Origin of the sequence: Sporosarcina obsidiansis (assembly GCF_009651005.1) — a bacterium.
In the GTDB taxonomy this organism is placed as follows: domain Bacteria; phylum Bacillota; class Bacilli; order Bacillales_A; family Planococcaceae; genus Sporosarcina; species Sporosarcina obsidiansis.
Genome location: NZ_WHVW01000020.1, coordinates 15,033 through 28,265, shown reverse-complemented (window position 1 = coordinate 28,265; position 13,233 = coordinate 15,033). Strand labels below are relative to the sequence as shown.

Here is a 13,233-nt window from a genome sequence, read left to right as displayed (position 1 = left end):
AAATCCTCATTGCCCTGTTCCGTTCGTTTCATCCCGGTATTCATACAGAAAGACATCTTCCAACTGCGGCTGTACAGGCAGCCAATCAACGAGTGGAGTTTCTTTATGGATAAACCGGACAATCATTTTTCCGTATTCCTGCTTTTCAGAAAGCAATACATAATTTTGACGGAAGGATTCCAACTGTTCGAATTCCATTGATGTTTCAAAAACCGCTCCATCCAATGTTCCACAAATAGTTTCTACCGAATCTTTGTAAAGAATCTGCTGGTTTTTAATCATGATAATTTCATTTGCAATGGATTCAATATCCGATACAATATGGGTGGAAACTATGACAAGCCGCGAACGAGCCAGATCGGTCAGCAAATTTCGAAACCGTGCTCTCTCTTTTGGATCAAGGCCGGCAGTCGGTTCATCCAAAATCAAGATCTTCGGATCATTGAGCAAAGCCTGTGCAATACCAACCCTCTGCACCATTCCGCCCGAAAATTTTTTCATCTTTTTATTCATGACATCGCCAAGTGCTACCTTATCAAGCAGTTCTATAATTTTAGGTAATGCTTCTTTTTTGCTTATTCCCTTCAAGGCGGATAAATAAAGTAAATACTGCTTAGGCGAATAGTTCTTATAATAGCCAAAATGCTGTGGTAAGTAGCCGAGCAGCTCCCGATAACAGCTGTCCATATCAATAATATTGTTGCCGTTATAGAGAACTTCTCCTTTTGTTGGATATAGTAAAGTCGCCAGCATTTTAATGAGCGTTGTTTTCCCTGCACCATTCGGAGCCAGCAAGCCATAGAGTCCTGTTTCAAATTCCAACTGTATATCTCGCAAGGCAGTAAAATCTCCATATTGTTTTGAAACTTCTTTTACCACTAACACGTTAAACAGCTCCTTTCATTTGTCGTAAATCAAAATATTTTTTCAGCAGGCCGCCATATACATACAAACTGCCAAGCAAAACAAGCACATAGATAACTATAGGGATTTGCACAAGCAGCTCACCGTATAATGAGCCCATGCCATAGTGGAGCAGAAGATTCGAAAAGATCCAACCAAACACCATAGCTGCAGTAGTTACAAGCGAGTGTCGCTTCATCAAAGTCCATAAAAACAGATTCGAGAAAATAAACAATGAAGTTAAGGAAATCATCAATGCCCGAATGAAATGAATATTCGGATGAACTTGTGCAACTAAAGCTATGAAGAAACTATTGACCAAGATGGACAGCACACTAAAGGCCAGCATCCTAAATGCCATAAGTTGATAAACGTTAAACTTACAAGCCATTTCGACTTCGTACGTATCCTGTTCCACTCTTGTCCAATAGCTATATAAGGAAAACCCAAGAAATAAAACAGGTGATATGAGAAACAGTCCTGTATAGACTGCCTCACTCTCTAAGTGTTGCTGAATGAAAAACAACCAGCCAAACAGCAATACTCCAATTAAGAAAATGAAACTTAATTCCTTTCGATCTGCAAATATCTGCCGCATGCTGATTTGTGAGTACATAGTATTCATCTGACGAGAAAATGTGGGTTTGGCGGCAACACTTTGTTCCACAATTTGTTTTATCTGTGATTGGACTAAATGTTCATCCAACTCGGGCACCTGAAAGTTTTCTTTATTCAAGATGATTCGCCTCCATTTTTGACCGAATCCACCGTAGTGCCGAATAATATCTGGTTTTTACTGTCGACAGCGGAAGGACTTCTATTTCTGCTATTTCCTGCAGTGTGTATTCTCCAAATAATTTGAGACGGACGACTTGCTGAGAACGGGCATCCAGTTTGTTTATGTATGCAGCCGCACGCGCATAGTCCTCTTTATATTCCAAAGAAAGTGTCATATCATATTCATCTTCGAATTGGTCATCCTCCATCGGCTGTGCGAGCTGTGCATACCGATAACTTTTCGACCGGTAATAATCTACCAGACGATTCGATGCAATCTTATACAACCACGTTCGAAACGATGCTTTTTTATCATTGTATTGATGAATGGACTGGAGCGCGCCCATAAAAATATCCTGTGTCAAATCAAGAGACAACTCGACATCCAGCGTCTGCTTATAACTAAACGCATAGATTTCTTTATAGTATTTTGCTACAAGATCATTCGCTGCAGATGCTTTTGTATTTTTTTGAAGCTGTTTAATCCACTTTTTCTCTTAATCCATTCAGACGCCACCTACTTGCTTCATTCATTCACTTTTGTTCTCTTACATATATTCGTAAACTATCCGAAAAAAGTTTGCATTTTTGGTAAATTTATTTTTCTATTGCCGTGTAAATACCTATTGGACGCAAAAAAACTGCTTCCTCATTATAAAGAGGAAACAGCTTTTCAACTTTGCAATTACACGTTAAAACGGAACAGCATTACGTCGCCGTCTTTAACGATATATTCTTTACCTTCCAAACGGACTTTGCCGGCTTCTTTTGCTGCCGCCATCGAACCGTTCTCGACTAAATCATCATACGCCACCGTTTCTGCACGGATGAATCCGCGTTCGAAATCAGTATGGATGACGCCCGCACACTGAGGGGCTTTCATTCCTTTAATGAACGTCCATGCACGCACTTCCTGCACGCCTGCTGTGAAATATGTTGCCAGGCCCAGCAGGTTATATGTCGCTTTGATCAACTGGTCAAGACCTGATTCTTTAATGCCCAGTTCTTCAAGGAACATTTCTTTCTCATCATCTTCAAGCTCTGCCATCTCTTCTTCAATCTTCGCACAGACGACAATTACTTCTGCATTGTCCTTCTCAGCAAAGTCGCGCACTTGCTGTACATACGGGTTATTGTCAGCATCTGCGATTTCATCTTCTGATACGTTCGCCACATACAGCATCGGCTTAATTGTTAACAAGTGCATGCCTTTGATGACCTGATACTCATCATCTGTCAGTTCAACAGAACGTGCAGCCAATTCGTTTTCAAAGCCTTCTTTTAGTTTCAATAAAACAGGCTCTTCAATCATCGCCGCTTTATCTTTCTGTTTCGCCATTTTGGAGACACGTGCCAATCGCTTATCGACACTTTCCATATCAGCCAGAATCAATTCCAGATTAATAATTTCAATATCATCGATCGGGCTTACTTTGCCGGCTACGTGTGTAATATTTTCATCCACGAAACAGCGGACGACCTGACAAATTGCATCTACTTCACGAATATGCGAAAGGAACTTATTACCAAGCCCTTCCCCTTTACTCGCGCCTTCTACGATTCCCGCAATATCCGTAAACTCGAATGCAGTAGGTACTGTCTTCTTCGGCACTACAAGCTCTGTCAGTTTATCTAAACGTTCATCCGGCACTTCAACGATCCCAACGTTCGGATCGATCGTACAGAACGGATAGTTTGCTGCTTCGGCTCCTGCTTTTGTTATTGCATTAAATAGTGTTGATTTTCCCACGTTCGGAAGACCTACAATCCCAGCTGTTAACGCCATTCTTCCCACACCTTTCTCATCTATCCAAAACCTTCATTATTCGTTGGTCAACCATTTCATTATAAGGACAATACTCCTGAATGTCTATTTGTTCTCAAGACTCATTCTTCAGCAGAACTTTTTTCATCTTCTTGGCAAATTCATTGCGCGGAATCATGACGCTGTGTCCGCAGCCCTCACATTTTATCCGAATATCGGCACCCATTCGAATAATCTTCCATGCATTCTTGCCACAAGGATGCGGTTTTTTCATCTCCACCACGTCATGTAAATTAAACTCTTTCTCCGCCATCTCGTGAATCCCCCTCCGACTTTTCTTGATATAACACCATTTTTGGATATGGCAGTTCAATGCCATTCTGTTCCATAAACTTCTTCAAATCCTGCCGTAGTTTCCTTCCGACTCCGAAATTGGCAACAGGCTCTGTTTCTGCCACAATGCGCAATACAATTTGAGAGGGGTCAATGCTTTGCACACCTAGCATTTCCGGTATGCCAATCACTTCCGCATAACGATCTTTAGGCAGCGTCCTCAAAAACTCCGATATCAACTTTTCCGCATAATCGATATCTGTTTCATATGACACCCCAATGTCCAGTATGGCCTTTGAATTTGTCACAGAAAAATTAATCACTTCACTAATTTGACCATTCGGCACCGTGTACACTTCGCCTCCAAATAATCCAATCTTCGTTGTTCGCAGGCCAATTTCCATGACTGTTCCTTCGGCAGTATTAATGCGCACATAATCTCCTACACCAAATTGGTCCTCGAAGATAATGAAAAATCCCGAAATAACATCTTTCACTAAACTTTGTGCTCCGAAACCAACTGCTAAACCAAGAACACCGGCACCAGCTAGAAGCCCTTTCACGTCAATTTCAAACTCTGTCAGAATCGATAGGATCGCAGAAAAGTACACAACATATTTCAGTGTGTTTTCCAAAAGCTTAATCATCGTTTGCTCACGTCGATCTGATTTTCGCATCGGGCTTTTTAGCTTAATTGCAAAAAATCTCCGGATCAGTACTTGACCTACCTTTACTAAGATACCTGCCACGACTATGATCAGAACGATTCGCAATGCGAAAAAACCTGTATCGAACCAAAAATTCGAATCAAATATTGTATTATTCGCTTGTTTTGTTGTTTCCTCTACCACTTGCTTAATCGTTTCTTCTACACCTTCCAGGTTTTCTTTCACATCTGGATTTTTTGGCACTGCCATTGAAAGAAATCCTCCTTTCGTATAAACCTCAACTGCCCAGGCTATACTGCACAGCAATACGTACTTATTAATTTACAAAAGTTCTCTAGCGTATAAAAATCATAAAGGACTGGTGTCTCCATATGTATATAGCTGAGCCTTCCTCTTATCATTACCGGGTTTCCCATAAAGAAACCGGCGTAATTTGGAAATTAAGTTCTTATTTCGCTGAACATATTCCTTTTCAACAAAAACCTATCGTCTTTTATTGCATTGGCACGGATCGTTCAACAGGAGATTCGCTTGGCCCGTTGACTGGCTCTTATTTGTCTGAACTAAGTCTCTTCCCCTATCCGGTGATCGGTACGTTGCGGGAACCACTACATGCATTAAATTTACAGCAGCGCATCGAACAAACAACGGTTTTATATCCTGATGCATTTACTGTCGCTATTGATGCATGTCTCAGTAAAAGAGACGCAGTCGGGGATCTATTGTTTCATAGCGGCCCTATTTCCCCCGGAAAAGCGGTCGGCAAGGAACTACCGCCAGTTGGAGACGTGTCAATTAAGGGGATCGTCAACATAGCTGGATTTATGGAACAGGCCGTCTTGCAGAGCACTCGATTGCACCTTCCATTTGAAATGAGTCGCATGATCGGACGAGCTTTGCAACTTGCACATCATCGACAATCTTCAAAAAGCATAAACAATCGTGACAACTATGGCAACTATACCGATTCCTGGGATAAAGTTCGCCACGCGCATCTTCGTCAGGCCGATTAAATTCAAGCCAATTGCAGCGATCATTAACCCACCGGTCGCTGTCATTTCTGAAATAAAGAATTGTAACAAATCGTCCGGAATAAATCGGCTAATGAACGTAGCCAAGAACGTAATACTTCCTTGATAAAGAAAGACAGGAATAGCCGAAAAAGCAACGCCAATTCCTAATGTAGAACTTAAAATAATTGAAGTGAAGCCGTCTAAAATCCCTTTCATCACCAAGACATTATGATCATTTCGAAGACCGCTATCAATTGCACCAATGATTGCCATAGAACCTACACAGAAAATAAGTGTACCCGTCACAAATCCTTGGGAAATGCCAGGCCCTTCCTTTCTAACTGGCAGCTTCCCTTCTAACCACTGGCCGAGCCGGTTTATCTTTTGATCCAAATCGATCCATTCGCCAATGATTGCACCTATTACAATACTAATAATGACAATGACGATTTGTGTGGTTTGGAACGTCATCTGTAAACCGATTGCTACGACTGCAAGTCCAATCCCATACATGATCGTCTCTTTCATACGGTCAGGTATGCCGTGTAAAAAACGACCAATCAATGTACCTCCCACTATCATCAAGACATTAAACAATGAACCAAATAGTATCATGCAGTCACTTCCATGTCTTCTTTAAGAATAATACCTATTTTGCTTATTCTGCAAAATAGGTATGTTTTTCATCATTAGTCATTCAAAATTTCAAGAATTCGTTCAAAATCTTCATCAGAGAAAAATTCAATTTCGATTTTCCCTTTGTTTTTCGTCTTTTTAATTGTTACATTCGTGCCGAATTGCTCACGTAGTGTAGTCTCTTGTGCGGTAATGAATAGATCTTTTTTCTTTTCCTTTTTTGTTTCACGTGGAACATCTTCATTCAATTGTTGTACTAATTTTTCTAGTTGTCGAACATTTAGGTGCTCTTTTTTTGTCTTTTCAGCAATTAATAAGATTTGTTCTTTTTTACGTAAGCCTAATAACGTTCGGCCATGCCCCATCGTCAAGTTCCCTTGAGAAATATCTTTGCGAACTTTTTCGGGTAATGCCAGCAATCGAACATGGTTGGCGATATGTGGTCTGCTCTTGCCAAGTCGAAAAGCCAATTGTTCTTGCGTCAATTCTAGATTTTCCATTAACTTCTGATAAGCCTCTGCCACTTCGATTGGTGTCAAATCCTCACGTTGTAGATTTTCCAAGATGGCCATTTCCATCGACTGTTCATCCGTTAATTCTCTAACGACTGCCGGCACTTCCTTTTTACCTGCCAACTTAGAGGCACGAAATCTTCTTTCCCCTACAACGATTTCGTACTGTGTGCCTACTTTCCGCACAATAATTGGTTGCAAAACTCCATGTTCTTTAATAGACTCACTTAATTCCAATAAAGACGCATCATCAAATTCTTTACGTGGCTGATAGGGATTTTCTGTAATGCTATTCAATCGCAGAAGCTCCACCTTTTCTAGTGACTCTCCCGGGAACAATGCGTTCAGCCCTTTACCTAGACCTTTACTCATTATGCACCACTTCCTTTGCCAGCTCTAAATAGACTTCTGCACCTTTTGATCTTGAATCGTACATAATAATTGGCTTCCCATGACTGGGCGCTTCACTTAATCTGACATTTCGCGGAATGATCGTACGGAATACTTTGTCTTGAAAATACTTCTTTACTTCTTCAATGACTTGAATACCTAAATTAGTTCGCGCGTCGAACATCGTCAGTAATACGCCATCAATATATAAATTGTCGTTTAAATGTTTTTGGACGAGCCGAATAGTGCTTAGCAGCTGACTGAGACCTTCCAATGCGTAATATTCACACTGCACAGGGATAATGATCGAATCGGCAGCTGTCAATGCATTCAACGTCAGTAGCCCAAGTGATGGTGGACAATCAATAATGATGTAATCATACTGATCTTTAATGTCTTGAATGGCGTGCTTCATTCTTACTTCACGAGAGATAGTGGAGACCAATTCAATTTCAGCCCCTGCCAGTGAAATGGTTGCAGGAATAATATCCAGATTTTCAACGTTTGTTTGGAGGATGACGTCTGTTACCGGTACATCATCGATAAGCATGCTGTAAATGCAGTCTTGCACATCTCCTTTATTAACGCCGACTCCGCTTGTAGCGTTTCCTTGAGGATCGGAGTCAATTAAAAGCACTTTTTTGCCGATATGGGCAAGGCATGCGCTTAAGTTTACAGAAGTCGTCGTTTTACCGACTCCCCCTTTTTGATTTGCTATGGCGATAATCTTACCCACTCTTGCACCTGCTTTCTTTCATAGTTCAATTATTTTAGTAGTTGTTATGCATCGTTGTTTTCCGTTGCAGGCGGACGCTTTCCGCGAGGCGTGCGGTGAGCCGCTTCCACTCCAATCAACTAGTGAGTTTCTAATAAAAGTTATTTTATATAGGACAAATTAACACTCCAAATAATGTAAGCGCCTTACAAACGATAGACAGTAGGTTCATCACGAGATCGATCCGTAAGCGCTGAAGTGAGTTAGGAAGAAGTTGATGTTAATTGTTCAACGTATGGTATTAGTCGTCTGATGTTTATACATCTTATATTCAACTGTATTTATTCACAGTCTCTATTATTTTATCATCTTCACTGGGCGAACTCTATTGATATATAACAAAACTCTTGCTAGTTGGGTAGCAAGAGTTTTGGAACGTCACTTTTTAGGTATTTTGACCGTAATCGTATAGAATTCGTCCGAGTCCACTTCTTCTGATTCTACTTCAATTCCACTCTTCGTCATCAACGAGAGAGATTGCCTAAGTGTGTTCACTGCAATTCGCACATCTTTGCTGACTGCTTTTCGATGGGGTGCTTGTTTTTTGGCAGGCTTCGCTTTTTCACTAGGATGCAGAATTTCTTGGATTCGGTTTTCGAGTTGCTTCACATTATATTGATTAGCTTTAGCTTCTTCCATCACTTCAATTTGAAGTGTCGCTTCCTTCAATGGTAATAGAGCCCGTGCATGTCGCTCAGAAATTTCTTGTCTCAAGATCGCGTCCTGGACTTCTTCGGGCAACTTCAATAACCGCATCTTGTTTGCAATTGTCGACTGACCTTTTCCCAATCGTTGAGCTAGCGCCTCCTGCGTCAATTCATGAAGCTGTAACAGATTTTCATAGGCATATGCTTCTTCAATTGCTGTTAGTTCTTCTCGTTGCAAGTTCTCGATCAATGCAATCGAAGCCGTTTCTTTATCATTCAGATTGCGAACAATTGCTGGAACTTCTGTCCAACCCAATTTACGCATTGCCCGGTATCGTCTTTCCCCTGCAATGATTTCATATTGCTCTTCATCCATTTTACGAATCACAATTGGTTGAATGACACCATGTGTGTGGATAGTTCTAGCGAGTTCTTCAATTTTTTCCTCACTAAAAATTGTCCGCGGCTGAAATTGATTCGGTCTGATCGAGTCAATCGCAATTTGTTCTACCTTTTCAAGATGATGAACGTCCTCTTCAATCGAACCCATCTTCTCTCCCCCACCAAAAAAGCGCGAAAAAGTATTTTTCAACCCCTGCACCACCTTTTCGAAACTAGTCCCTTTTACAATTCTATCTCTTTTTCTGTTCCACGTGAAACATTTTATTCATTCAGCCTGTTATAGGCGTTTTGTTTGGCACTCCGGCTTTACGTGGATATTTCTTCGGTGTTTGTTTCTCTTTTTTAATTATGAAGATATGTCGTTCACTATTTTCTACAGGCAGTAAAAATTCATGTTCTTCTTGCAATACCCCACCTAATAGTTTAACTGCTCTTGTTGCGTCTTGTAATTCCTCTGACGCAGCTGCACCCTTCATGGAGACAAAGAACCCTCCTTGTTTGGCAAGCGGTAAACATAGTTCAGACAATACAGACAAACGAGCTACCGCACGAGCAGTGACCAAATCGAATTGCTCACGATATTTGGGATCGCGGCCAAATTCTTCCGCCCTTGCATGAACAAATGCTACCTTTTCTAATTTCAATTCATTCGCTAAATGATTTAAAAAGGTAATTCGCTTGTTTAATGAATCTACAATCGTCACTTGGAGATGTGGATAACAAATCTTTAATGGGATACTTGGAAACCCAGCACCCGCTCCTACATCGCATATTGACTGGATAGATGACAAATCCACATAGAATGAACTAGTAATTGAATCATAGAAATGCTTTAAATAAACAGATGGCGCATCCGTGATCGCTGTTAAATTCATCTTTTCATTCCACTCTACGAGCACTTCAAAATAGCGTTTGAATTGTTGTTTCTGCACATCGGACAATTCAATGCCTTTTTGTTGTAACGCTTCGTAAAACTGTTCTTCCGTCATGTTCTCATTCCTTTTCAAAAAGACTGACGCATCTAAGCGCCAGCCATATACTCAACCGGATACTTTCGCAATTTTCCCTTGCTCAATATAGACAAGTAAGATAGAGATATCTGCGGGATTGACACCTGAAATACGAGATGCCTGTGCAATGGATAGTGGTTGCACTGCCTTAAGATTCGCCTTGGCTTCTTTGGCAATACCTGAAATAGCATCATAATCAATATGTTCAGGAATCCGTTTATTCTCCATTTTCTTCATTCGCTCTACTTGTTGCATGGATTTTTCGATATATCCTTCATACTTAATAAATATTTCTACTTGCTCCGCCACTTCTTCAGTAATGTCTTCAAGAGGAGGAACCACTTTTTGCAGTTCACTGTACTTCATCTCAGGACGCTTTAATAAATCCGCTGCTTTCATAGGCTCACGCAAAGCAGTGCCTCCCGCGTCTTCGATAATCGCTTGTACTTCTTCAGTCGGCTTTACTGAGGTTTTCCGCAAATGATTAATTTCCGCTTCAATTTGCGCTTTCTTCGCCATAAACTTTTGATATCGTTCTTCACTGATCATGCCATTCTGATAGCCGATTTCTGTCAAACGCATATCCGCATTATCATGACGTAGCAATAGACGATATTCTGCTCTTGATGTCAGCAATCGGTAAGGTTCACTTGTTCCTTTGGTAACCAAGTCATCCACAAGAACACCGATATATGCATCACTTCGTCTTAACACAACTTCTTCTTTTCCAAGCACGTTACATGCAGCATTAATTCCCGCCATCAATCCTTGAGCAGCCGCTTCTTCATATCCAGAAGTACCATTAATTTGGCCAGCTGTGTACAGATTCTTTATCTTCTTTGTTTCCAATGTTGGCCACAACTGGGTGGCGATAACAGAATCATATTCAATCGCATAACCTGCACGCATCATTTCTGCCTTTTCCAATCCAGGTACACTCGCGATCAAACGATGTTGCACATGTTCAGGTAAACTTGTCGATAATCCCTGTACATACACTTCACGCGTGTTACGTCCTTCTGGTTCTAAGAAAATCTGATGGCGTGACTTGTCCGCAAAACGTACAATTTTATCTTCAATGGATGGGCAATAACTAGGTCCCTTCCCTTTGATCATACCAGAATACATCGGAGACAAATGAAGATTTTCATTGATGATCTCATGTGTTTCAGGTGTTGTGTACGTTAACCAACAAGGTAGTTGATCCATGATGAATTCTGTTGTTTCATAGCTGAATGAACGAGGAACATCATCGCCTGGCTGAATCTCCGTTTTACTATAGTCAATTGTATTACTATTGATCCGCGGTGGTGTACCTGTTTTGAATCGAACTGTTTGCAAGCCCAATTCTTTTAAGTGATCTGCCAACTTAATTGATGGCATTTGATTGTTCGGACCACTTGAATACTTCAAGTCACCAATAATGATCTCACCACGTAAAAAGGTACCTGTTGTGATAATGACTGTTTTTGCGCGGAAAATGGCGCCGATTTGCGTGACTACACCCTTTACTTCGTCATCTTCAACAATCAAACGTTCCACGACAGCTTGGCGAAGTGTCAGATTTGGTTGTTCTTCCAACGTACGTTTCATTTCTTGCTGATATAATACTTTGTCGGCTTGTGCACGCAATGCGCGGACTGCCGGACCTTTTCCTGTATTTAGTAAACGCATTTGAATATGTGTTTTATCAATCACTTTCGCCATGACACCACCTAGTGCGTCAATTTCTCTCACAACAATCCCTTTTGCAGGACCTCCAAGTGATGGATTACATGGCATGAAAGCAATCATATCTAAATTCATCGTCAAAACTAAAGTCGATGCGCCCATCTTCGCTGCAGCATGCGCGGCTTCTGCACCCGCATGCCCTGCTCCAATGACGATACAATCGAACGTGCCTGCTTCAAATTGTGGCATGTTCGTTCATCCTTCCTATATATAAATTGGTAAACTTTTTATTTTCCGAGGCAAAATTTCGAGAACAACTCTTTAATCAAACTATCTTGAACGGTATCCCCAATAATTTCTCCGAGGATTTCCCATGTACGTGTTATATCTATTTGAATCATGTCAATTGGTACCCCTGTTTGAGCTGCTTGGATCGCATCTTCAATTGTATTACGAGCTTGTTTTAGCAATGCAATATGGCGTGCATTCGACACATACGTCAAATCACCCGACTCGATCGAACCTTCGAAAAATAGAGAGGCAATGGCTTCTTCCAACTCTGAAATCCCTTGCTCCTGCAAAATGGACGTTGTGATGACACGCTCTTTCCCAGCCAGTTCATAGACTCGTTGCAAATCAATCTTAGTCGGTAAATCGGTCTTATTGACGATGACCAACACATCCATTCCAGCAACCGTTTCAAATAATCGCTCATCTTCATCAGTTAAAGGTTCTGCACTATTGACCATTAATAAAATCAAGTCGGCTTCCTTTAGCACTTGTCTGGAACGTTCAACGCCAATTCGCTCTACAATATCTTCTGTTTCACGAATTCCAGCCGTATCGACAAGACGCAATGGAACTCCTCTTACATTGACATACTCTTCTATAATATCACGGGTGGTACCTGCAATGTCAGTCACAATTGCTTTATTTTCTTGAACTAAGCTATTCAGCAATGAAGACTTACCGACATTGGGTCTGCCAACAATTACTGTGGACAATCCTTCCCGCAAGATTTTCCCTTGCGACGAAGTTCGTAATAACTCATCAATCTCATCACGCACCCACTCCCCCTTCTCGATCATTAAGGGGATGGTCACTTCTTCTACATCATCGTATTCAGGATAATCAATGTTCACTTCCACTTGTGCAAGTGTTTCTAGAAGTGCTTGACGTAACTCTCCAATTAAATGTGAGAGCTTTCCTTCCATTTGATTAAGCGCTACATTCATCGCTTTATCCGTCTTGGCCCTGATCAAATCCATGACTGCTTCGGCTTGTGATAAATCTATACGACCGTTCAGAAATGCCCGTTTGGTAAACTCGCCGGGTTCCGCCAATCTCGCCCCCTCCGTCAATACAAGTTCAAGTACCCGATTGACCGAAGTGATTCCTCCGTGGCAATTGATCTCTACTATATCTTCCCGAGTGAATGTCTTCGGTCCTTTCATAATGGACACCATGACTTCTTCTACTATTTCTGCGGTGACGGGATTATGCAAATGTCCATAGTGAATCGTATGTGAGGGTTGTTCGCATAAAGGTTTGGCTGCTGGCGATCGGAATATACGATCCGCAATCTCCCACGCATCTTCACCACTTATGCGAACAATTGCAATCGCTCCCTCTCCCATTGGAGTTGATATGGCGGCTATTGTATCAAAATGCAAGTTTTTCACCTTCCTGGCTTCGTTATCCACATGTGCATATCTCTTGAGGACACAACTT

Annotated in this window: 14 protein-coding genes; 1 reads left to right on the top strand and 13 read right to left on the bottom strand. The window is 41.3% G+C overall.

The features are described 5' to 3' along the window. Positions 1 to 6: 6 nt before the first annotated feature. The 6 genes from GD002_RS14300 to GD002_RS14275 all read right to left on the bottom strand — a co-directional run bounded on the left by GD002_RS14300 (position 7) and on the right by GD002_RS14275 (position 4,695). Positions 7 to 885, bottom strand: a complete 879-nt coding sequence (locus tag GD002_RS14300; RefSeq protein WP_153733046.1) for an ABC transporter ATP-binding protein — start codon at positions 883 to 885, stop codon at positions 7 to 9. A 1-nt stretch (position 886) separates the two neighbouring features. After that, positions 887 to 1,639, bottom strand: coding sequence for a hypothetical protein (locus GD002_RS14295; protein ID WP_153733045.1), 753 nt, complete (start codon positions 1,637 to 1,639; stop codon positions 887 to 889). Next, positions 1,632 to 2,165, bottom strand: coding sequence for an RNA polymerase sigma factor (locus tag GD002_RS14290; protein WP_228548391.1), 534 nt, complete (start codon positions 2,163 to 2,165; stop codon positions 1,632 to 1,634). The genes GD002_RS14295 and GD002_RS14290 overlap by 8 nt, the downstream gene beginning before the upstream one ends. Positions 2,166 to 2,365: 200 nt before the next feature. Next, positions 2,366 to 3,466, bottom strand: a complete 1,101-nt coding sequence (ychF, locus tag GD002_RS14285; RefSeq protein ID WP_153733044.1) for a redox-regulated ATPase YchF — start codon at positions 3,464 to 3,466, stop codon at positions 2,366 to 2,368. A gap of 94 nt (positions 3,467 to 3,560) precedes the next feature. Beyond that, positions 3,561 to 3,758 carry a DUF951 domain-containing protein gene (locus GD002_RS14280; protein WP_153733043.1) on the bottom strand — a complete coding sequence of 66 codons (198 nt, stop codon included), beginning with the start codon at positions 3,756 to 3,758 and terminating at the stop codon, positions 3,561 to 3,563. Continuing rightward, positions 3,739 to 4,695 (bottom strand): mechanosensitive ion channel family protein, encoded by a 957-nt coding sequence (locus GD002_RS14275; protein ID WP_153733042.1) that lies wholly within the window; start codon positions 4,693 to 4,695, stop codon positions 3,739 to 3,741. Before GD002_RS14275 ends, GD002_RS14280 begins: the two co-directional genes overlap by 20 nt. 122 nt (positions 4,696 to 4,817) lie before the next feature. Here GD002_RS14275 and yyaC point away from each other — a divergent pair, with 122 nt between their 5' ends. Then, a complete protein-coding gene (gene yyaC, locus GD002_RS14270) occupies positions 4,818 to 5,459 on the top strand; it encodes a spore protease YyaC (protein WP_153733041.1) in 642 nt (213 codons plus the stop codon). Here yyaC and GD002_RS14265 read toward each other — a convergent pair. From GD002_RS14265 to mnmE, 7 genes are all read right to left on the bottom strand, one after another. Beyond that, entirely contained in the window at positions 5,370 to 6,074 is a 705-nt protein-coding gene (locus tag GD002_RS14265) for a DUF554 domain-containing protein (RefSeq protein ID WP_153733040.1), read from the bottom strand. The two genes, yyaC and GD002_RS14265, sit on opposite strands and share 90 nt — an antisense overlap. Positions 6,075 to 6,148: 74 nt before the next feature. Further along, a complete protein-coding gene (locus GD002_RS14260; protein ID WP_153733039.1) occupies positions 6,149 to 6,979 on the bottom strand; it encodes a ParB/RepB/Spo0J family partition protein in 831 nt (276 codons plus the stop codon). Further along, positions 6,972 to 7,733 (bottom strand): ParA family protein, encoded by a 762-nt coding sequence (locus tag GD002_RS14255; protein ID WP_153733038.1) that lies wholly within the window; start codon positions 7,731 to 7,733, stop codon positions 6,972 to 6,974. Before GD002_RS14255 ends, GD002_RS14260 begins: the two co-directional genes overlap by 8 nt. Before the next feature lie 417 nt (positions 7,734 to 8,150). Further along, positions 8,151 to 9,011, bottom strand: coding sequence for a nucleoid occlusion protein (gene noc, locus GD002_RS14250; RefSeq protein WP_153733037.1), 861 nt, complete (start codon positions 9,009 to 9,011; stop codon positions 8,151 to 8,153). 79 nt (positions 9,012 to 9,090) lie between these two features. Then, positions 9,091 to 9,810, bottom strand: coding sequence for a 16S rRNA (guanine(527)-N(7))-methyltransferase RsmG (rsmG, locus tag GD002_RS14245; protein WP_153733036.1), 720 nt, complete (start codon positions 9,808 to 9,810; stop codon positions 9,091 to 9,093). 51 nt (positions 9,811 to 9,861) lie between these two features. Then, positions 9,862 to 11,751: a tRNA uridine-5-carboxymethylaminomethyl(34) synthesis enzyme MnmG gene (gene mnmG / locus GD002_RS14240; RefSeq protein WP_153733035.1), complete on the bottom strand. Its 1,890-nt coding sequence runs from the start codon at positions 11,749 to 11,751 to the stop codon at positions 9,862 to 9,864. 38 nt (positions 11,752 to 11,789) lie between these two features. After that, complete coding sequence (gene mnmE / locus GD002_RS14235; protein ID WP_153733034.1) at positions 11,790 to 13,175, bottom strand: tRNA uridine-5-carboxymethylaminomethyl(34) synthesis GTPase MnmE; 1,386 nt, start codon at positions 13,173 to 13,175, stop codon at positions 11,790 to 11,792. Between the last annotated feature and the right edge of the window lie 58 nt (positions 13,176 to 13,233).

What these genes read in the sequence shown, in the direction of transcription:
- GD002_RS14280 (WP_153733043.1), bottom strand. Translation starts at nt 3,758, where the DNA reads ATGGCGGAGAAAGAGTTTAATTTACATGACGTGGTGGAGATGAAAAAA.
- mnmG (WP_153733035.1), bottom strand. Translation starts at nt 11,751, where the DNA reads ATGCCACAATTTGAAGCAGGCACGTTCGATTGTATCGTCATTGGAGCA.
- GD002_RS14275 (WP_153733042.1), bottom strand. Translation starts at nt 4,695, where the DNA reads ATGGCAGTGCCAAAAAATCCAGATGTGAAAGAAAACCTGGAAGGTGTA.
- rsmG (WP_153733036.1), bottom strand. Translation starts at nt 9,810, where the DNA reads ATGACGGAAGAACAGTTTTACGAAGCGTTACAACAAAAAGGCATTGAA.
- ychF (WP_153733044.1), bottom strand. Translation starts at nt 3,466, where the DNA reads ATGGCGTTAACAGCTGGGATTGTAGGTCTTCCGAACGTGGGAAAATCA.
- yyaC (WP_153733041.1), top strand. Translation starts at nt 4,818, where the DNA reads ATGTATATAGCTGAGCCTTCCTCTTATCATTACCGGGTTTCCCATAAA.
- GD002_RS14265 (WP_153733040.1), bottom strand. Translation starts at nt 6,074, where the DNA reads ATGATACTATTTGGTTCATTGTTTAATGTCTTGATGATAGTGGGAGGT.
- GD002_RS14260 (WP_153733039.1), bottom strand. Translation starts at nt 6,979, where the DNA reads ATGAGTAAAGGTCTAGGTAAAGGGCTGAACGCATTGTTCCCGGGAGAG.